The following is a 21,291-nucleotide window of genomic DNA, read 5'->3' as shown; positions in this document are numbered from 1 at the left end:
AACTATTAGCAACATAAAATATCTCCAAGAGGATTTTGAGTGACCTACTTTTATTTAATAGCAATTTTCTTAATAATGATTGCTGCCCTGTTTGTAATTTTGCCGTATTTCTTCCGGTCTAATTTCAAAAGTTATCAGGTAACCAATTCTAAAATACTCAAGCAAAGGCTAGTTGAATTGGAACAAGAAGTGTCTCAAGGCGTCATTTCGGAAAAAGATAAAGATGCAGCTATTAAAGAGCTTAAATTGGCGCTTTACAATGAGACTTACGAAACAAAAGAAAGCAAAGTTGATGGATTGTCGGTTCCTTTTAGCAAAGTAATGTTGGCGGCAATACCTGCCATTGTTTTAGGTGGATTGGTTTATTTTCTTTCGTCCCATTATTCAGGTTTAAAAGAGTATTCGGACGTCATTAACAGCACTGATGCGCTGTTGGACAAGATACAAACCAATCCGCAGGATGTAACGCCAAATGACTACGCAAAATATGCAGTTATTATTCGCAAACGATTGAGGGAATTTCCCGAAGACGAAAAAGGTTGGCAGTTGTTAGGGCAGGTTTATTTAGCCATTGGGCGAGTGGAAGAGTCTATTGCGGCATACGAGAAAGCGATAGATTTAACCCCAGGGGATGATGAGCTGCGTTTTAAATATGTGAACGCATTAATAACATCGGGCACAGACAATAGCCTAGGCAACGCTATGTCTCAGATTAACTACCTCATCACCCGAGATGCCGGCAACAGAGATTACAGATTAATGAAAACCGTTGTCGCGACTCAACTTGGAGATACGCAAACAGCGGGTGAAAATTTTGCCATGATAAAAGATCAGCTTTCTCCGCAGAGTAATTTTTATCAATCCTTGGTGGCTCAACTGAGAAATATAGGGGTCAGTGAAGAGTTTTTGGGAAGTGCAGTAGCGGTTACGGGCACTAGTATTGCGGTGACTGTCAATTTGTTAGATGAATTGAAATCTAATTTACCAGAGAATGGGTATTTAATAGTGTTTGCCCAAGATGCAAATGGAGAGTCTAGAGCGCCTTTGGCAGTGAAACGCTTGTCATTAAGCGAATTTCCCTTAGAGTTGAACTTATCACTGAGTGACGCAATGATACCTTCGTTAAACTTAGATACAGTTGATCAAGTAAAGCTCACGGCGCGAGTCTCCAAAGATCAAGATGTAATGCCGAGTGAAGGTGAATTAGAAGGTACGGTTAATCCAGTATTGTTAAATAAAGGGGAAAGTGTATCTGTGTCTATTGTAATTAATCAGGAAATATAGTGAAAATTAGTAAAATACTTGTCATTAGTGCTGCAATTTTTCTTACTGCTTGTGCAAGTCAGCAAGAACAACAGATGGAAGAAGCTGCACGAAATACAACTCCAACAGAAGCTTCTCAAGTGTCGGATCCTTTTGAGCCTTTTAACCGAGCAATGTGGGACTTCAATTATGAAGTTTTAGACAAGTATTTGTTAAAACCTGCTACACAAGGTTATATTGCCATCGCGCCTCAACCGGTTCGTACAGGTCTTTTAAATGCCTCTGAAAACTTAGAGGAGCCAGCAAATACCATTAATAACTTATTACAAGGTAAACCTGGAGATTCGGCATCTTCTCTCGGACGTTTTTTAATTAATTCTACTATAGGTGTATTGGGCATTTTTGATGTTGCAGAAAGCATGGGGCTTGAAAAACAAGAGGAAGATTTTGGCCAAGTACTAGGTGTTTGGGGAATTGGAACCGGCCCTTATTTAATGTTACCTGCGTTGGGGCCTAGTGATGTTAGAAGCTTAACCGGTAGAGTAGCAGATAGTTACTACTGGCCGTCAACGGTTTTAGAAGACCCTATTGTGATTGGTGCGGCTGTCATTAGTTTATTAGAGACTCGCGCGTCATTGCTAGAGCAAGAAGAAAACCTGAACCGGTCTTTAGACCAATATTTATTTGTTAGAGACGCCTATTTCCAACGTTTGGCATATGAAGTCAGTGATGGTGCAATTCAGCAACGTTCAGAAGAAGAGTTGCAGCAGGAAGAAGAGGATTTTTCTGACTTTGAAGATATGTTAGAAGGTCTAGAATAAGCGTCGAGGTGCCTGTGGCGAAATCTATTAAAATTGATGGCCGTGTAATTGGTGAAAACTCGCCTCCCTATATTATTGCCGAATTATCAGCGAATCATAATGGCGATATAGAACGGGCATTTAAAATTCTGGAAATGGCAAAAAGAAGTGGTGCTGATGCCATTAAATTGCAGACTTATACTCAAGATACCATTACGATCCAAAGTGACCGCCCCGAATTCCTAATAAAAGGTGGCCTTTGGGACGGAAAAACGCTCTATGACCTATATGCCCAAGCGCATATGCCTTGGGACTGGCATAAACCATTATTCGATAAAGCAAAAGAATTAGATATTACAATTTTCAGTTCGCCATTTGATAATACCGCGGTTGATTTGCTCGAAGATTTAAATGCCCCTGCTTATAAAATTGCTTCTTTTGAAGCCATTGATTTGCCTTTAATTAAATACGTAGCACAAACCCATAAGCCGATGATCATAAGCACGGGAATGGCGGATGCAGAGGAGATTGCAGAAGCTATCGAAACAGCACGCTCAAATGGCTGTGAAGATTTAGTTGTGTTGCATTGTGTTAGTGGATATCCAGCGCCTGCTCAAGACTATAACTTACGCACTTTACAAGATATGGCGCGTAAATATGATGTATTAGTAGGGCTTTCGGATCATACCATTGAGAATGTCACTGCAATATCCGCGGTTAGTTTAGGCGCTTGCCTAGTTGAAAAACATGTCACCCTCGACCGTCAAGGTGGCGGGCCTGATGATTCTTTTTCTTTAGAGGAACCAGAATTAGCTCAATTATGTAGGGACTCGAAGATTGCATGGCAAGCTCTAGGTCAGGTCAATTATGAACGTAAAGAAAGCGAAAAAGGTAATGCGATTTTCAGACGCTCATTGTATGTCGTAAAAGATATCGCCCAAGGTGAGCTTATTAGCAGCTTAAATGTCAAAAGTATCCGCCCTGGATACGGGCTAGCACCGAAGTATCTAGAGCAAGTGATAGGCAAACCAGTTAAACAAGCACTAAAGAAAGGCACTGCTCTAAGCTTCGATCATCTAAAAATGGAGTTGTAAAAAAATGGAGCCGTAGTTCATTATCACCTGCTCACCTGATGAAATGTTAGAAACGTTGGGTAGAGGTGATAATGAACTACGGCTCCATTTTTTCCGCCCATTTTTAGAATGAACTACGGCTCCATTATTGCTTTTAGTTAAACCCTGTAGGGTTATTTGACTGCCAGCGCCAAGAATCTTCGCACATGTCTTGCAAACCTTTCTCCGCTTTCCAATCAAGTTCTTGGGCGGCTAGTGTTGGGTCTGCGTAGCAGGAGGCTACATCCCCGTTACGGCGAGGGGCAATTTTATAATTAATTTTTTGACCGCTAGCGGCTTCAAATGCTTTGATCATATCTAATACACTATAACCTTGACCCGTGCCTAAGTTACAAGTGAATAAACCTGCATTTTGCTCAATTTTTGCTAGCGCTTTTAAATGGCCATTTGCTAAGTCTTCAACATGGATATAATCGCGTACACCAGTGCCGTCCGGAGTGTCGTAATCGTCTCCAAAAACACTCAAACATTCCAATTTTCCTGTTGCAACTTGGGTAATATAAGGCATTAGGTTGTTTGGTATTCCATTTGGATCTTCCCCAATTTTTCCTGACGGATGCGCGCCAACCGGATTGAAATAACGTAATAACACGATATTCCATTCGCTATCAGCCTTATACACATCTTCTAGAATCAATTCGACCATTAATTTAGATTGTCCATAAGGATTTGTCGGCTTACCTGTAGGCAATTTTTCATGTAATGGCAATTCAATTGGATCGCCATAAACCGTTGCGGAAGAACTAAATACTATGTTTTTGCATCCATGAGATTGCATGACCTTACATAGATTCAATGTTCCATAAACGTTGTTTTCGTAATATAAGATTGGCTTAGCAACCGACTCTCCAACTGCTTTAAGGCCAGCAAAATGAATGACAGCATCAATTGAGTGTTGTTTAAAAATGGCACTCAACGCACCTTCATCGCGAATATCACCCTCGATGAATTCAGGTTTTTTACCCGTTATTTCTTCTACTCGACGTAAACTTTCCAGTGATGAATTAGATAAATTATCTAAAACAATCACATTGTAGTTTTCTTCCAACAACTGCAAAACCGTGTGACTACCAATATAGCCGCTTCCTCCGGTCACTAAAATTGATTTCATTCATCGTCCTTTTTGATTTGTTTAGGGAGATATTTTACGCTCAGTGAGTATTGTAACGGTTTCACAAATAATGGATAGAGTAATAGTATTAACGCTGCCCATACCAAACTCCACCAATTTTGTGCTGTCTGTAATACCAAATAAAACACTGGCACAATAACAAAGAGCTTCAGGATATTTAATAAGGTTTTTTCTGGAATTGGCATTCTTCTAGAGGCTGCTTCTAACAATGCCATGCGTTCGGTTAATGACAAGTCTTCTAGTCCAGGAATGTTTTTTGTAGAGGTGTAAATCTTCACCTAAGTGCTCCAGTTCACCGTGGATGCTACCACATAGAAATGTCTGTTTTGTTACGTGACTAATTTAAAAAAGTGGGAATATAAAGAGATATTCCCACTAAAAAAACTACTACTCTCTACCTGCGGTTTCTTCCCACTTGCGAGATTTAAAGGATATTAAGTATAAAATTATACCTGCTGTAGTACCAAATAGACCAACTTGTAAATAAATAGAAGGTTCAACTTTGCCTTCTCCGGCATTGACCAATCCTGCTAATAGGCCCGCGGCTAAACTACCAATAGAATAAGTTAAGATAAATACGCCCATTAATTGCCCAGCGAAACGGCGTGGGGATAGTTTACTTACCGCACTCAATGCTACAGGGCTTAAGCAAAGTTCGCCAACTGTATGTAAAAAGTAGGTGGTTACCAACCACATAGGTGCAACTTTCATCGAATCAGCCGCTAACATCGCAGCGAAGAACATGACGAAGAAGCCAGATGCCATTATGATTAAGCCGATAGCGCATTTTACACTATAACTTGGCTGAATCATGCGCTTTCCTAAATTAACCCATAGGGCAGCAAAGAATGGAGATAACACGATAATAAAAATAGGGTTTAACGATTGAAACCACTGCGTTGGGATTTCAAAATCGCCTAACATACGGTCTGTATTATTCTCTGCAAAGAAATTGAATGATGAACCTGCTTGCTCAAAGCCGGCCCAAAAGCAAATAGAGGCAATACAAATTAGAAATAATGCGCCAACGTTGCGCTTCTCTGTTGGATTTAACTTACCTTTAAGAAAGATAACAACGAAATAAATTAAGAAGATTGAAAATACTATAGTCGCAATTGAACCAGTAATTGCTAGGGGATCAATCACTAAAGAGCCCATCATTGCCATGACAGTAACAATAGCAAGTACTAATAAAAGAGAAAAAATAACGGACCAGCTTAAAGTAACGGCTTTGCTAGACATCTTCACGGTAGGTTTATCGAAAACGGCTTCAATATTTTTACTTGTAAGACGGTATTGAATAAGACCTAACCCCATACCCACAGCTGCAGCACCAAAAGCAGCGTGGTAACCATATTTTACCTGCATAAGACCACAAACAAATCCACCGATGGCTGAACCTATATTAATTCCCAAATAATAGATGGTGTAACCACTGTCACGACGTTGATCTTCATCTTTGTATAACTGACCAACCATGGCGCCAATGTTTGGTTTTAATAAACCTGTGCCCAGTACAACTAAAATAAGCCCTAAGAAAAAGGTATTTGTACCTGGAATAGCAAGGGATATATGACCGAACATGATGATAATGCCGCCATACCAAACCGCTTTTTGTCCACCGATAAGTCTGTCGGCAATCCAGCCACCTAATAAGCCGGTAAAGTAAACCGAGCCAGTGTAAAGGCCATATATTGCGTTGGCAGACTGTTCAGTTAAACCAAATCCACCTTCTTGTACTGCAAGTACCATGAATACCACAAGTAAGCCGCGCATACCGTAATAACTCATGCGCTCCCACATTTCGGTGAAGGCTAGGGTAGATAAACCAAGTGGATGACCAAAGAACCGTCTGTCGTTTGTCCGGTCAATATGACCGCTATTAAGTTGTTCAGAATTCATTTTACAACCTTGTTGTTATTGTTATTTTAAAAAGTCATTATGCCCTTTAAATGTTAAAAGTTGCAAGGGTGGATGAAATTGTAGCGTTAATCTAAATATGGATATCAAAATAGATTATGAACGATAAACATAACTTGTTGTATTATTTTGAAACACATAAAGTCTTTATAGCTATTTAAACCTAATTACTACTGTTAACTTACAACTTATAATTCAATTTGTTAGAAGTAATTCAAGATTTAAGTTGCTCTATGACATGTATGAACTAAAATAAAAGGTGTATATATAGCCTTTAAGTGCTTAAGAAGTGGTAATTGCTATGGAGTTACATTTTTTTACAATTTGCTAGATTAATTTTGCTAGTATTGATGAAGAATTACTTTAAAATTCATAAGAATTTTTGCAATTTAGGGGACAAATATACACATTTTGGTCATAATGATGTACTTAATACTTTTTGCTAGTATTTGTTACTAAATTACTGCTAAAATTAGGCTAGAAACTCGCGCCACATTTTGAAATTTCACTATCTCGAAAAATTAAAATAAAACAATAATTATAATAATATACAGACTAAAGCATATTGCAGTTTCTTCACAGGATTTAGGTTTGAATCAAAAAATCGACATTTTAGTTACATTATTCCAAGGATTAAGGAATTTATGATGCCGTATCTCCAAGTTGCACCTCTTGTAACAACCTTTGTTTTGGCGTTAGGTTTATTAATCTTGATGAGTCCATTTGCCCATCAACTTGGGTTAGTTGACACTCCTTCTTCAAAAAGAGGGCACAAGGAGAAAGTGCCTTTGACCGGAGGATTGGCAATATTTATATCTGTACTAGTTGCAAGTATTCTCAATGGTGTTTGGTATGAGAGCAGTGCCGTGTTTTTCTTTGCTTCCTCTATAATTGTATTGTTAGGGACTCTTGACGATAAGTTTGATTTGAGTGCTAAGGGACGAATGGTATGTCAATTTGGCGTAGCGGGCATTATGGTAATAGTGGCGCAAAATACCATAACGGATTTAGGTGATATTGTTTCTATTGGTAATATTAAACTAGATTTATCAAGCGCATTTTTTACTATGATTTGTGTGGTTGGGGTAGTAAATGCCTTTAATATGATTGATGGAATAGATGGGTTAGCCGGCGGAATGTCTTTAATAGTGCTGATTTCCGTAGTATTTTTATTGGTTGTTTCAAATAACGGACACCTTATTATGACGCCGTTAATGCTGGTGGCAGCGTTAGTCCCGTTTTTAGCCTTTAATTTGAGCATGAAAGGGTTTAAAGGTAATAAGATTTTCATGGGCGACAGTGGAAGCATGTTTGTCGGACTTACAATCGTTTGGTTATTAGTCGATTATACGCAAGGCGAAACTAGTGCTATTAGACCTATTACGGCAGTCTGGATAATCGGTCTTCCTTTGCTTGACATGGCTGCAATAATGTATCGAAGAGCAAAAAAAGGTCAATCGGTTTTAAAATCTGATCGCCAGCATTTACATAACATTTTTATGCGAGCTGGATTATCCGCTAGGCGTTCGTTATCCGCCATCTTATTGATTGGTCTCAGTTTCGCCATTGTTGGAATTCTTGGTGAAATTTATCAAGTTCCAGAGACATTCATGTTTTCATTATTCATTATTGTACTGCTAATATATAGTTACATCTTGCAAAATATCTGGAAGATTTTACGAACAATAAGAAGTATTTTGAGATAACTCCTTCAAAACTGTGGTAGATTCCCTCTACAGTTATGTAAAGTATGCTAAAATTTCTAATTTTAATATCTATGAAAATAATAAAAATCATCATTTTGATTCAAATATTGTATTTGTCTGCTTGTTCTAACATTACCCAACCAGTTGCTGCGGGGCCCTTGGTAAATTCATTGAACTCATCTAAAGAACAGAAGACAGATGCGCGTAATATAGAGATTTTAAATACAGCTCAACTAGGAGATGATGTTAAGTTACATGATGATAATTATAGAGTAACTCAAAAGTACTTCTCAGCTGCCGGTTCAAACTGTTTATTACTCATATCGTCTACTAAAACTGCTGTTTATTGCTACAAAGAACCTGAGCAATGGTACAAAGTTGGTGAAAGTGTGGTTGATAGATTGGAGATGTTAGGGATATGAGGTTTTCAATCTTTTTAGTGAAAATTACACTTTTTTATTTTGTTTTTATCGCTAATTCAAGTCATTCTCAAGAAGTGAATCGCCAGCAAGTGGAACAGAATTCTAGTTCTCAAGTACAGAATGCTCAGAACGAAAATGAGCAGAATATTGACTTGTCGCAATTTGTGCAAGGGGGAGCTCCAAGCATTGGAAGAGATCAAAATAATGGATTTTCTCTTTCTCAAGGTCAACCTCAAGTAGGAATAAATTCATTATTTGGGCATAAACTATTTGCAACTGGACAAGCAGCTACTAGAAATGATGGACTTAATGAAAATTACCTTGTCGCACCGGGTGATAAAATTGCAATTCAATTGTGGGGAGCTGTAGCACGTTCTCAAGTGTTTACAGTTGATAACGCTGGTAATATATTCATACCCGAAGTTGGGCCAGTTTTGGTTAAAGATGTTCCGGCTGGTCGGCTTAACACATACGTCACTTCACAGATAAAATCGATTTATCCTAATAATGTTAATGTTTACGTAAATTTACTTACTGCTACACCCGTAAGTGTGTATGTAACTGGTTCTGTAACAAAACCAGGCCAGTACGCGGGGTTGGCATCAGATTCAATTTTATTCTTCTTGAGTTCAGCAGAAGGCGTGGATCCACAAAGTGGAAGTTTTAGAGATATTCGAATACTCAGGAATAATGAAGTTATTCAAAAATATGATCTATATGCTTTCCTTATTAACGGAACCTTAGATTCGTTCTCTTTCCAAGATGATGACGTGATTATCGTTGGTGAACAAAAGTCCATTGTAAAAACTGAAGGTGAAGCTCGGCTTCCCTTGTTTTTTGAGTTAACAAATCAAGAACTCAATGGACAATCATTAATCAAATATGCTCGTCCTTTACCCAATGCTAGCCATGTTGCGGTAACAGGAACTAGAGAAAATGGACCTATATCGATCTATGTAACATTGGAGGAATTTTTAACCTTCGAATTGCAAGATGGAGATGTAGTTCTGTTCAATGAAGATATCCGTAATGATGTTATTAGTGTTCAAGTTGTAGGAAGTCATGAAGGACCTTCCTTTTTTACGCTTAAAAGAGGTAGTCGGCTTATAGATTTCTTACATAGAGTCAAAATTGATCCCGAAGACTCAAACTATGGCAACGTATATATTCAACGCGAAAGTGTAAGATTAAAGCAGAAGCAACTGTTAGAGGAATCTTTGCAGCGTTTGGAACGTAGTGTCTTTACAGCACCAGCTTCTAGTAATGGAGAAGCGACGATTAGGACCCAGGAAGCTAGCCTTGTCGCTCAATTTATTGAGAGGGCTCGGGCCGTTGAGCCGCTCGGAAAAGTTATTGTATCTGAGGACGGAAAAGTGGCAAACATTCGTTTAGAACAAAGTGATGTAATTGTTCTGCCGAAAAATACTGATTTAATACAAATATCAGGAGAAGTACTAATTCCTCAAGCAATTGTATACAACCAAAATGCATCTATAGGTGATTATGTAGCTTGGGCAGGAGGGTTTACTGAAAGAGCTGATGATGAACGGATTGTCATTGTTCAAGCCAATGGATTAAGTACTGTTGCAGGATTATCTAATACAAGCCAATGGTTTTCAGAACAGCAGGCTTATCGAATTCAACCAGGTGATCAAATCTTAATCTTACCGCGTGTAGATGACAAAATTATTCAATCCATTAAAGATATTACCCAAATATTATATCAAATAGCTATCACTGCTAATGTGGCTGTTAATTAATATTGGAGGAACTTGATGTCTTCAGTAATTGTCATTAAAAGGAATAACCTTCGAGTTTGGGGAGATGTAATATTTGCCTTATTTCTTCGCGAAGTGAGGGTTGGGTTCAATGATAAGTTAGGCATCAGTTGGGCTTTGATTGAACCTATTGTATTTATATTTTTCTTGTCCTATTTTAGAAGTACAGTAGCTGGTTCAGGTTCAAATACACATACGCTTCCGACATTTTTGTTTATGGCTGTTGGCGTATTGTACGTTCAATCATTTTTAAAAGTTGTTCAAGGTGCGTCATTATCTATTAAGAAAAACAAGGCCTTATTTGCTTTTAGACAAGTTCAGCCAATAAGTGCAGTTATTGCTGCTTCCTTATTTGAATTAATCGTTAAAGTTTTTACTGTTATAGGCGTTTCAATCTTAATGTTCTACATGGCAATTGAACTAAGAGTTGACAATCCTATCTTATTTATAATGTGTTTTTTCAGTTTAGTTATATTTGGTACCACGGTAGGGTTACTTTTTGGTATAGCCGAACTTTTTATTCCTGAAGTTGAAAAAATTAGAACTTTGTTAACTAGACCGTTATTTTTTATATCAGGTATCTTTTTTTCCCTTCAAGATATACCTAAAGAATATTGGTATTTGTTGGACTGGAATCCAATTTTACATGCAATTGAGTTATCAAGATATTCGTTGTACGAATCTTATGGTAGTCATGGGGTAAATCTGAACTATTTATTGTTTATTACTTTTACTATGTTATTTTTCTCAATAGCTACCTATTTTGTTTCTTGGAAACAGGCAATTAGTCGATGATAGAGTTAAAAAACTTAACTAAATATTATCCAAATCGGCATGGGAATAACTATATCTTTAAGAATGTCAACTTTTCGATACCAACAGAAAGTAACGTTGGGTTACTTGGAGCAAATGGTGCAGGGAAGTCTACTTTATTTCGATTACTGGCTGGCAGTGAATACCCAAATAAAGGAAGAATAGCAACAACTAAATCTTTGTCATGGCCTGTTGCATTAGGCACAGGTATTCATCCTAGAATGACAGGTAGAGAAAATACTCGTTTTATTGGTAGAATCAACGGAGTAAAGGATTTAAGACTTTATGAAAAGCGAGTACTAGAGTTTTCTGAGCTTGGTAAACAGTTTGATTCGCCCGTTCAGAACTATTCTACAGGTATGAGGCCAAGATTAGCTTTTGCATGCTCAATTGGAATAGATTTTGACGTTTATCTCATAGATGAAGTCACTACAGTTGGTGATGCCTCTTTTAAACAAAAGGCAAAAGATACATTGATTGAGAAAAGTAAACAATCTAGCGTAATTATGGTGAGCCATGATATGGATGATATACGTTTATTCTGTAACAGCGTCATCGTTATTGAAAGAGGAAAACTTAGTTTCTATGAAAATATTGAAGAAGGTATAGAGAAGTATCAAAATTTATGAGTACACTACCAAAAAAAGAAAATTCCAACTCAAATAAGATCCTCATTGCCTTTTCGCGTTTTAGAGCTTTTTTAGGAAAGCATACATTTTTAGCGTTAGTTGTTTTCCCTTTTGTCATGTATTCTTTTTATCAAATAGCTATCTCGTCAGATAGGTATGAAAGTATTGCATTAGTTTTTGTAAAAGAACCTGATTCTTCTAGCACTTTAGATCCTGCTATGGCGGTTTTAACAGGCTTCGGTGGCTCAGCACCGAGTTTAGACACCGAATTAATAGCAAAATTTATTCATTCTAATGACATGTTGACGTATTTAGAGTCAGAGACGAAGTTATCTGAACATTATTCAAATTCTGAGTATGATTTTTTCAGTCGTTTAGAAAATAATAGTACTGTTGAAACCCTATTAGATTATTACAGAAATCATGTAAGTGTTGAAATCGATGAAAAATCCCAAGTGATAACCTTAAGTGTTCAAGCTTTTACAGCTGAATTTGCTCGCTTGTTGGCAGCCAAAATAGTAGAGCGTTCCGAATGGTATATTAATGAGATAAGTCATAGACTTGCTGAAAATCAGTTGAAATTCATTCGAGAAGAAAATGAGAAGATTGATAAAAGGCTGAAGTTAGCTAAGGCAAACCTACTCAATTTTCAGCAACAGTACGGGTTATTAGATCCTGAGGCAGAAGGTATGGCAATCCAACAAATTGCCTACGGAATTGAATCTCAAATTGCTGAAAAAAGAACACAACTAAGACTTTTGAAAACCAGTATGAGTGAAAATGCTCCTTCGGTAATTCAAGCTCAGTCAGAGCTTGATAGCTTATTAGAGCAATTAGAAACGGAGAGATCTAGACTCAGTGAATATGAGTCAAACAATGATGTAAGTATTTATCAAAAGAATGGGTCTAGTGTAAGTGAAGTTATGGCAAAATTTACGGATTTTAAGATTGATCTTGAGCTAGCTTTAGCTGCCTATACTTCATCTCAAGTATCGTTAGAAAAAGCTAGAATAGAAGCTTATAGACAAATTAAATTTTTAATGACAGTACAACAAGCAACCTATCCAGAAAAATCTAGTTATCCAAAAGTATTTTATAATGTTAGCCTCTTTTTATTACTCAATATAATGTTTTACTTTTTAGGTAAAATTGTAATTGCAACTATTAAGGAATTGCACCAATAAACAAGAATCTATGAAGAGAATTAATTATATAAATACTTTTTTTATGGATTTTGTTATTCTTCGGCGCTTTGTATTTGAGTAAAATAATTGGAAATAAAACAACTTGAGAACTGGTTTTAAGACATTAAAAGAATATACATTTGAAGAGGATAGTAAGCCAGAGGCTTTAATAGGGATGGCTATCCATAACAGGGATAACTTCCTTTGGATTTTACAAGCTATTGACAGCATTGTAGAGCAAAGTTACACAAAGTTTGTATTTGTAATCATCTTCGATGGCCCAATTGATGAAACATTAAGACAAAGTTTAATTGAAAAAATTGATTTACATTCTAAAATTCAACTAATTGAAAATGAAAATAATTCGGGTTTAAGCACTTGCATGAACTATATATTTGACCAAGTTTTTCATTTATATCCATGGGTAAAATATTTTTTTAGAATGGATGCAGATGACATTTCTATGGGGGATAGAATTGAGAAACAAGTTAGATTTTTTGAACAACACCCAAATATAGACATACTTGGTACATCTTTAGTTGAAATAAACGAATCAGGGAAAATTGTTGGCAAGAGGATTATGCCAAAGTCTCACTTGAAAATTGTCTCTATTTTGCCCAGACGCTGCCCTATTAATCATCCAACCGTTGGATTTCGTGCCTCAATAATCAGAGCAGGCTTTCGTTATAAAGAAAACTATATGAATACGCAAGATTATTTTTTTTGGGTAGATCTGTGCGCTGCAGGTTATAAATTCGCAAATTTAAAAGAAGTTTTATTACAGTTCAGAAGAGTTAATGATTTCTATAAAAGACGCGGATTTTCTAAATCAATTAATGAGTTCTCGGCACGTCGGTATGCCATGAAAAGGTTGAAAAAACTGAATTTTGTTAATTTGACTCACGCATTGATCATATTATTTATTCGTATGTTGCCTTCGAAAATAATCAAAATCATGTATAAATTAGATAGGTTTATCATTAAAAAACGGTCGAAACGGTTTTGATTGGAGCTGTTATAGTCTTATACAACCCCGAACTGAGCGAAACTTGCAAACTAGTTGAAACAATCCAGAGGCAAGTTGATGGGCTTGTTATTGTTGATAATTCGAAAGAAAATCATGAAAGTGCTTTTGACTTATCAAAAGCTTCATACCTACATTATGCTGATAATATAGGTGTCGCTTGCGCCCATAATCGTGGACTTAGTAAATTACTACAAGATGGGTTCACATTTGCTGTTCTATTAGACCAAGATAGTACAATTCCAGAAGATTTCGTGTTTCGAATTTCTTCGTTATTGATAGCTTCTGAAAAACAAAAAATACCACTAGTGGCAATTGGTCCAAGAGTGGTCTGCTCTTTTACGAATAAGCAATTACGTCCAAAATTGCAACGCGAAGTTTATTCTCTTGATGAATTATTAGTGGTAACTCAAATTATATCTTCAGGAATGATGATAAGACTTGATAAGCTTGAAATAATAGGCATGAAAGACGAATCACTTTTCATTGATGGGGTTGATCATGAATGGTGTTGGCGGGCGAAACAACACGGGTATAATGTTGGCATTGCTGAGCGAGTGTTGATGCAACACAAGTTAGGTGATGCCAGAAAGAAATTTGTAGGTATAACCTATAAGGTTGGATCTCCTGTAAGACTTTATTATCAATTTAGAAATATTCTATTATTGTGTAGAAGAGACTATGTGCCCTTATATTGGAAATTACGCAATTTAGGTTTTATGCCGCTTAGGTTTTTTATTAATGTGTTTTTTGAAGATCAAAAAATTAAACGTTTCAAATTCATGGTAAAAGGTGTATTTGATGGTGTTTTAAACAACAGCAGTTCAAAAAAAGAGTAATCTTTGCTGTAAAATGAATAAAAATATGTTCACTAACTCTAAAACTCAACAAGTACGCACCCTATGCTAAGACGATGTAAAAAGGTCATAGTAATTGCTTTAAAATATTTTATTGGAATTCTACCTCAATCTACACGAAACTGGTTAAAACAGAACGAAGCACTAACACACTTCTACACTCGAACCCTGCAAAAAGCTGGCCTATTTTATGGGTTTCCGTCAAAAGAAAAGTTAATGCAATATTATCAAAATATTCTATATCATCAGAGTGTTGAAATTGAAACCATGCTTGATGTTAACGAACAAAAATTTGATCAATTGGATATCTTGATATTTCCAAGTTCTGCAACTGATATTAATAATACCCTAGCATCAATAATTGAGTTTCAAAATTCTTCAATTGTTCGAAGAGTCTATTTTATTGACCAAAATGAGAATAATTTTGGTTTATCAAACGTCTACACTATTAAAAATTTTCAAAGCTACTTCTCGGAAAATTCTAAAGACTTAAAACGTCCTTTATTATTGATAAATGCAGGAGATCAATTGTACGAAAAAAGTGTGCAAGTTTTTCTTCGCACTGAACAGTCAATAGATATTGCCTACTGCGATACAGATCAAGTAGAAAAACATACTCGTTCAAATCCTAGTTTGTTTCCAGATTGGAACCCAGATCTTCAACTAACAACAGCCTATATAAACAGCGGAGTATTGCTAAATAAAGTCGAGATATTTAAGGATTTGATAGTAGAAAAAAGCATAGAATCAATTGCCGAGTTAATGGCAATTGCTTGGTTAAAAATGCCAAATATTAAAGTTCAGCATATTAGCTATGTCCTGGTTAACCATAAGCAAGAAAATAAATTACTTAAACAAATACTATCTAAGATTGGAAGGTATTTAACTGAAATCGGTGCAAATGTAAGTTACGAAAAAGATGCAGCAGTAAATAACATTTCTTGGCCGGTTAATGGGCAAAAACTTGTCAGCATTATTATACCAACTAAGAACCATCATGAATTAGTTGAAAATTGTATAAACTCTATCTTAACTAAAACATCATACAAAAATTACGAAATTTTATTAGTCGATAATAATTCTGATGATCCTCAGAGTATAAAAAGCTTTGAACGATTAGCACAAAATGAAAGTGTCACATTATTACAGTATCCTTATCCCTTTAATTTTTCAGCAATTAATAATTTTGCCGTTAATCATGCTAGAGGTGACGTAATTGCTTTTATTAATAATGATGTAGAGATCATTCAGTCGAATTGGTTAGATTTGATGCTAGGGCAATCATTGAGATCTGATATCGGTTGTGTTGGTGCTAAATTATTATATGGTGATGGTCGTGTTCAACATGCTGGGGTTGTTCTTGGTTATGGCGGAGGTGCAGGGCATGCCCACAAATATTTTCCCCGATATCATGCGGGCTATCTCAAAAGACTAGTTGCATCCCATAACTTTTTAGCAGTGACAGCCGCCTGCTTATTAGTTGAAAAGTCGATTTTTAATGAAGCGGGTGGATTTAATGAAAAAGACTTGGCGATTGCATTCAACGACGTTGATTTTTGCCTCAAAGTGAACCAACTTGGATTTAGGAATCTGTATTGTGCTGATGTTGAGTTTTATCATCATGAGTCAGTGTCAAGAGGATTGGATGTAACAAAGGAAAAGAGGGCTCGTTTTTTGCATGAATTAGCATTTTTGCAAGAACAGTGGAAAGACCATATTCAACATGATTTAAGTTATCATAGGTTTTTGACGTTAAAACGTGAAAACTTTTCTTTGAAATCAACAGAAGAGTTGAACACCCCACAAATTAATTGAAATTTAAATTATTATTATCATGCATTTGCAACTGCTGATATAGAATAAACACAGGTTTTAGTAAGGATATTTGATGAAAGTAACTGTATTTGGAATAGGGTATGTAGGGCTTGTGCAAGCTGCAGTTTTGGCTGAAGTAGGACACGAAGTTTATTGTGTAGATGTAGATGAGAAAAAAGTAGAAAATCTTAAGAAAGGTCAAATTCCTATTTATGAGCCCGGATTAACGCCTTTAGTTACTTCCAACTTTGAAGCAGGACGCATTGTTTACACGACAAATGCAGAAGAGGCAATTCAGCATGGGGAACTTATATTTATCGCTGTAGGGACGCCTCCAGATGAAGATGGTTCAGCTGATTTAAAATATGTTTTAGCTGTTGCTAGCTCAATAGCTGAACATATGCAAAGTAAGAAAATTATTATCAATAAATCAACAGTCCCAGTTGGTACTGCGGATAAAGTAAAAGCGAAAGTTGAAGAAGTTCAAAGTAAGTTAGGGAAAAGTGTAGAATTCGACGTTGTTTCAAATCCAGAGTTTTTGAAAGAAGGAGCTGCGGTTAATGATTGTATGCGACCTGATCGAATTATTTTAGGAACCGTAAGTAAGAGTTCGGAAAAGAAACTTAGAGAACTCTACGCACCTTTTAATCGAAATCACGACAAGATTATTGTGATGGATGTTAAAAGTGCGGAACTTACAAAATATGCGGCAAACTGTATGTTAGCCACAAAAATTAGCTTTATGAATGAGATTGCGAATTTAGCCGAACAATTTGGTGCAGATGTAGAAAATGTGCGTCGAGGAATAGGGTCAGATCCGAGAATAGGGTATCAATTTATCTATCCAGGATGTGGTTATGGTGGATCTTGTTTCCCTAAAGATGTGCAAGCGCTCATTCGTAGTGCAAATGGAGTTGGTTATCAAGCAAAACTTCTAGAGTCTGTTGAATCGGTAAACTATAGTCAAAAAGAAAAGCTATTTGGGTACATGAGCAATCACTACTGTGGGAGTCTACAAGGAAAAACGGTTGCTCTTTGGGGGTTATCTTTTAAACCTAATACAGACGATATGCGAGAAGCTTCTAGCCGCGTCTTAATGGAAAAACTCTGGGCTGCTGGCGCTAAGGTACAGGCTTATGATCCTGAAGCAATGGAAGAAACACAGCGAATCTATGGGAATAGGGATGACCTTGCATTAATGGGGACAAAAGAAGCAACGCTGAAAGGAGCCGATTGCTTAGCTATATGTACCGAGTGGCAAGCGTTTCGAGCGCCAGATTTTGAATATTTAAAAGATAATTTGAACGACTCTGTGATTTTTGATGGACGAAATTTATATGAGCCTGAGCGAATGTTGGAATATGGATTGCAATACTACGCAATAGGTCGAGGATTATCAGTAAAAAGAAACGAAGGATGAAAAAAAAATGAGTCAAGTAAAAAAAGCCGTTATACCCGTAGCGGGCTTGGGGACGAGAATGTTACCTGCGACTAAAGCTATTCCAAAGGAAATGCTTCCGGTTGTTGATAGGCCTTTAATTCAATATGTTGTTCAAGAGTGTGTTGAAGCGGGGCTTAAAGAGATTATATTGGTGACTCATGCTAGTAAAAATAGTATAGAAAACCATTTTGATACGTCGTTTGAGTTGGAAGCTACTCTAGAGAAGCGGGTAAAACGTCAATTATTAGAAGAAGTCCAGCAAATTTGTCCAAAAGATGTGACAATCATGCATGTTAGACAAGGGGTGGCAAGTGGTCTAGGGCATGCCATCTTGTGTGCGTTGCCGCTTGTAGGTGATAGTCCATTTGCCGTAGTGTTACCTGACGTTATTATCGACAGTTTTAAATCTAACCCAAAAAAGGATAACTTAGCTGATATGGTTGCTAGATTTAACACTACTCGTGTTAGTCAAGTAATGGTTGAACAAGTACCTCAAGAAGATATAACCAAATTTGGTGTTGTAGATTTGGAAGGGAAGGCTCTTGTACCGGGCGAATCAGCAAAAATTTATAAAATGGTTGAAAAGCCCGCGCTAGAAGAAGCTCCATCTGATTTAGCCGTTGTTGGTCGTTATGTGCTTTCAGAAAAAATTTGGGATTTATTGAAAAAGACGCCTCCTGGCGCTGGCGGAGAAATTCAGCTCACCGACGCAATTGACACTCTTATGGAACATGAGCAAGTTGATGCTTATTATATGAAAGGTAAAAGTCATGATTGCGGTTCCAAATTGGGCTATATGCTAGCCAACGTGGAGTACGCGTTAAGACATCCTGACCTTGGTAAAGAATTTAAACAGCACGTGAAAGAACTTCTTAAATAGTTTTTTAACAAGGCTAAATCTAAAAAAGGCATGTTAATTCAGTTAACATGCCTTTTATAATATTGAGTGTTGATGAATTGAACAAAAGAATTGTGATACATGTAGGGCCTCCTAAGACAGGTAGTTCTGCTATTCAGTTTTTCTTTAATGAGAATAGAAATTTATTGGAAAAAAATGGTGTTTTATATCCCAAACACCCATTTGATAAAAATAAAATTAGTTCGGGAAATGCTAGAGCCATTTGTAAAAACGATTCAAATGGCAGATTAGAATTAGACATTAGAAAATTAAACAAAGTAGTTAAAAACTTCCGAACAAATGATGCATTTCATACTCTGTTTCTGAGTTCTGAATCCTTTTTTAGAATCATGGATTCAATAATTGAATTTATTCCCGAAGTGGAAATTATCGGATTTATACGAAATCCTGTAGAGTTCCAGCTTTCTATTTATAATCAATCTGTTAAGCGGCATTCCAATACTGAAAAACTTAACGTTAGGAAAATTTTAGACTTTTCACAATGGGACAAATTTTTACAACTCAAAGAGAGGAAAGGGAACTTTAAATTATTTACTTTTTTATACAAAAGTTATAATGAGCCTGGCAATATAGTAGAAGATGTCTTATCAGTATTGAAATTAAATGGCAAAATTAAGCTTGAGAAACAACAAATAAATATTTCTTATTCGTTTGAATCCCTAGAAATAAAACGTTATTTAAATGGATTTGATATTACGGCAATACAGCAAGAACTTGATCAATTTTTACAGCGAAAAAGTGAACATTCTACTGATTATAGACTTTTATCGGACGAAGATTTGGCCTCATATACAGACCAGATACAACGAGGTTATACCAAATACGACTGCCTTTTAAGTGAAACAGAATGGAAGTTGATTAGCAAAATGGGGGAATCTCTATATTCTAAGACCTACAAAAAACAAGGATTAAAAGAAGGCCAAGTTAAATCAATATTAGAGTCTATTTATAATGAGAAACCTTTTCTTTTTTTTAGAATAGTGAATATCATTCGGCAAAATTCTAGCTATAGCCCCTTGTATTCTCAACTAACAGAACTACAGAAAATGCTATTGCCCGTAATTTATTTTGGGGACTGGTGTAGAGCTATGGTGGTAAACTTCAAGAGACGGAATAAGCTCGATAAAAGGCCTGCATCAATAGACGGAGCGGTTAAACTTTTTAATATTACGCTGGTGCCCCAAGCGAAAGGTTCAAATCCCGGACGGGTAGTTGGTGGATTAAAAGGAAAGAATATACCTGATTTTGCCTATCAATTAAGGTGTGAAAATACGCGTTCTAAAAGTTTAACGCCCCAAATTGTATCTGATATTGAATTTATTAATTCTTTTCCTGAATGTCAGAATGCAAAAGAAGGTGTATTTTTTTACGGTGGTCCGATCTTTAATAATTTCGGACACTATTTAGCCGAATCTATTCATCGCTTATCTTCGTTTCATGAGTTAAAAGAACAAGTCCCGAATGCCAAAGTTATTTTTCAACCACAGCGATATATTCAATTTTTAAAAATAAGAAAGCACACTTTGCCTCCTCATTTCTACGAGACACTCGACTATTTGGGGATTAAGAAAAAGGATGTGTTAATACAAAAGCATCCATTTAAGGTAAAGCAACTCTATGTAAGTAGGCAACAAAGTTTTTTTAGGTCGCGTCAGCCAATATCTAAAGAGTATAAAGACTTTCTTCTGTCATGTGAGCGACGCGCAAATTTAAACAATATACCAAAAAGCGATGAAAAAATTTATGTGAGTAGAGTTAATTACTTACTTAGAGGTGCGTATGCAGGAGAGCTCTATTTGGAGCAAATGTTCAAACGCTTAGGATTCAAAATAGTTTACCCTGAAAATTTAGCGTTAATAGAGCAGCTTGCTATATATAAACAAGCAAAAGAAATTGTTTTTGCGGAAGGTGCAGCGCTAAATGTATTAGAGTTATTGGGCAATATTTCAGCTAAAATCTCAGTATTTCAAAGGAGAGTGTATACAAAAGACGTCTTTTTCTCGATCTTGCAAGCCAGATGCAATGAATTTGATTTCCTTTCAGATGTGCATGAATTACCGTCACTATTTGTGCCTAAGAAGCAAGTCCGAGCAGCCCATGGTTCGGCAATTTCAATTTTAGACGGCGATAAGTTAAGTGAACTATTTAAATCCCGTTATAATTTTGAGAGTTTTGATGTTACCAGCTATCACAAAGCCGTTGTAACCGATTTAGTAAAATACCATAGGGCGTATTCTGAAAATTTAAAAAATAATAATTTGAAAGGTATAGAGGAAGCGTTTATTGCAAAGCTAAAACTTTATTTGAAAGAAGGGGTTATAGTAGATGCCGATAAAGGTTTGAGCTTCAACTAGCATCTTATAGCTTAATTAATTACATGTAGTAGCTCAGACTTGATCTGACAGTTACCCGAATTTTAGGGTGCCAGTGTCAGTTTATATTTGAGCTAAATTCT

Annotated in this window: 18 protein-coding genes; 15 read left to right on the top strand and 3 right to left on the bottom strand. The window is 36.4% G+C overall.

Going from position 1 to position 21,291, the window contains the following annotated elements; translation table 11 throughout:
* The first annotated feature begins 39 nt into the window (after nucleotides 1-39).
* From ccmI to pseI, 3 genes are read left to right on the top strand one after another with little or no spacing between them, the layout of a single operon-like run.
* Nucleotides 40-1,284: a c-type cytochrome biogenesis protein CcmI gene (gene ccmI / locus ACNKW3_RS05120; protein WP_427398203.1), complete on the top strand. Its 1,245-nt coding sequence runs from the start codon at nucleotides 40-42 to the stop codon at nucleotides 1,282-1,284.
* Nucleotides 1,284-2,084, top strand: coding sequence for an MlaA family lipoprotein (locus ACNKW3_RS05115; RefSeq protein WP_427398202.1), 801 nt, complete (start codon nucleotides 1,284-1,286; stop codon nucleotides 2,082-2,084). The genes ccmI and ACNKW3_RS05115 overlap by 1 nt, the downstream gene beginning before the upstream one ends.
* A 14-nt stretch (nucleotides 2,085-2,098) precedes the next feature.
* Nucleotides 2,099-3,157 (top strand): pseudaminic acid synthase, encoded by a 1,059-nt coding sequence (gene pseI / locus ACNKW3_RS05110; RefSeq protein WP_427398201.1) that lies wholly within the window; start codon nucleotides 2,099-2,101, stop codon nucleotides 3,155-3,157.
* Nucleotides 3,158-3,290: 133 nt separating this feature from the next.
* On the opposite strand, the gene galE is transcribed toward pseI, so the two are convergent.
* The 3 genes from galE to ACNKW3_RS05095 form a co-directional block, all read right to left on the bottom strand.
* Entirely contained in the window at nucleotides 3,291-4,307 is a 1,017-nt protein-coding gene (galE, locus tag ACNKW3_RS05105; protein WP_427398200.1) for a UDP-glucose 4-epimerase GalE, read from the bottom strand.
* Complete coding sequence (locus tag ACNKW3_RS05100; protein ID WP_427398199.1) at nucleotides 4,304-4,606, bottom strand: DUF6170 family protein; 303 nt, start codon at nucleotides 4,604-4,606, stop codon at nucleotides 4,304-4,306. The genes galE and ACNKW3_RS05100 overlap by 4 nt, the downstream gene beginning before the upstream one ends.
* A gap of 109 nt (nucleotides 4,607-4,715) precedes the next feature.
* Nucleotides 4,716-6,230: a peptide MFS transporter gene (locus tag ACNKW3_RS05095; protein ID WP_427398198.1), complete on the bottom strand. Its 1,515-nt coding sequence runs from the start codon at nucleotides 6,228-6,230 to the stop codon at nucleotides 4,716-4,718.
* A 662-nt stretch (nucleotides 6,231-6,892) separates the two neighbouring features.
* Between ACNKW3_RS05095 and wecA the strand changes: the two genes are divergently transcribed.
* From wecA to ACNKW3_RS05035, 12 genes are all read left to right on the top strand, one after another.
* On the top strand, nucleotides 6,893-7,954 hold the full coding sequence (gene wecA / locus ACNKW3_RS05090; protein WP_427398197.1) for a UDP-N-acetylglucosamine--undecaprenyl-phosphate N-acetylglucosaminephosphotransferase: 1,062 nt from the start codon (nucleotides 6,893-6,895) through the stop codon (nucleotides 7,952-7,954).
* A 95-nt stretch (nucleotides 7,955-8,049) separates the two neighbouring features.
* Entirely contained in the window at nucleotides 8,050-8,376 is a 327-nt protein-coding gene (locus ACNKW3_RS05085; protein ID WP_427398196.1) for a hypothetical protein, read from the top strand.
* The gene (locus tag ACNKW3_RS05080; protein WP_427398195.1) at nucleotides 8,373-10,136 is read left to right on the top strand and encodes a polysaccharide biosynthesis/export family protein; all 1,764 of its coding nucleotides are present in this window, start codon (nucleotides 8,373-8,375) and stop codon (nucleotides 10,134-10,136) included. Before ACNKW3_RS05085 ends, ACNKW3_RS05080 begins: the two co-directional genes overlap by 4 nt.
* A gap of 15 nt (nucleotides 10,137-10,151) precedes the next feature.
* Nucleotides 10,152-10,949, top strand: coding sequence for an ABC transporter permease (locus tag ACNKW3_RS05075; RefSeq protein WP_427398194.1), 798 nt, complete (start codon nucleotides 10,152-10,154; stop codon nucleotides 10,947-10,949).
* Entirely contained in the window at nucleotides 10,946-11,596 is a 651-nt protein-coding gene (locus ACNKW3_RS05070) for an ABC transporter ATP-binding protein (RefSeq protein ID WP_427398193.1), read from the top strand. The genes ACNKW3_RS05075 and ACNKW3_RS05070 overlap by 4 nt, the downstream gene beginning before the upstream one ends.
* Nucleotides 11,593-12,780, top strand: a complete 1,188-nt coding sequence (locus ACNKW3_RS05065; RefSeq protein WP_427398192.1) for a lipopolysaccharide biosynthesis protein — start codon at nucleotides 11,593-11,595, stop codon at nucleotides 12,778-12,780. The genes ACNKW3_RS05070 and ACNKW3_RS05065 overlap by 4 nt, the downstream gene beginning before the upstream one ends.
* Before the next feature lie 103 nt (nucleotides 12,781-12,883).
* Complete coding sequence (locus ACNKW3_RS05060; RefSeq protein ID WP_427398191.1) at nucleotides 12,884-13,786, top strand: glycosyltransferase; 903 nt, start codon at nucleotides 12,884-12,886, stop codon at nucleotides 13,784-13,786.
* The gene (locus tag ACNKW3_RS05055; protein WP_427398190.1) at nucleotides 13,783-14,643 is read left to right on the top strand and encodes a glycosyltransferase family 2 protein; all 861 of its coding nucleotides are present in this window, start codon (nucleotides 13,783-13,785) and stop codon (nucleotides 14,641-14,643) included. Before ACNKW3_RS05060 ends, ACNKW3_RS05055 begins: the two co-directional genes overlap by 4 nt.
* A gap of 234 nt (nucleotides 14,644-14,877) precedes the next feature.
* Complete coding sequence (locus ACNKW3_RS05050) at nucleotides 14,878-16,476, top strand: glycosyltransferase family 2 protein (RefSeq protein ID WP_427398189.1); 1,599 nt, start codon at nucleotides 14,878-14,880, stop codon at nucleotides 16,474-16,476.
* Nucleotides 16,477-16,549: 73 nt separating this feature from the next.
* The gene (locus tag ACNKW3_RS05045) at nucleotides 16,550-17,896 is read left to right on the top strand and encodes a UDP-glucose dehydrogenase family protein (RefSeq protein WP_427398188.1); all 1,347 of its coding nucleotides are present in this window, start codon (nucleotides 16,550-16,552) and stop codon (nucleotides 17,894-17,896) included.
* A gap of 7 nt (nucleotides 17,897-17,903) precedes the next feature.
* Nucleotides 17,904-18,797, top strand: coding sequence for a UTP--glucose-1-phosphate uridylyltransferase GalU (gene galU, locus ACNKW3_RS05040; RefSeq protein WP_427398187.1), 894 nt, complete (start codon nucleotides 17,904-17,906; stop codon nucleotides 18,795-18,797).
* Between the two features lie 47 nt (nucleotides 18,798-18,844).
* A complete protein-coding gene (locus ACNKW3_RS05035; protein WP_427398186.1) occupies nucleotides 18,845-21,190 on the top strand; it encodes a glycosyltransferase family 61 protein in 2,346 nt (781 codons plus the stop codon).
* Nucleotides 21,191-21,291 lie beyond the last annotated feature (101 nt).

Source organism: Glaciecola sp. 1036, assembly GCF_050306235.1.
Lineage (GTDB): Bacteria > Pseudomonadota > Gammaproteobacteria > Enterobacterales > Alteromonadaceae > Glaciecola.
The sequence above is the reverse complement of the archived record's forward strand: the minus strand, read 5'-3'. Positions and strand labels throughout refer to the sequence as shown.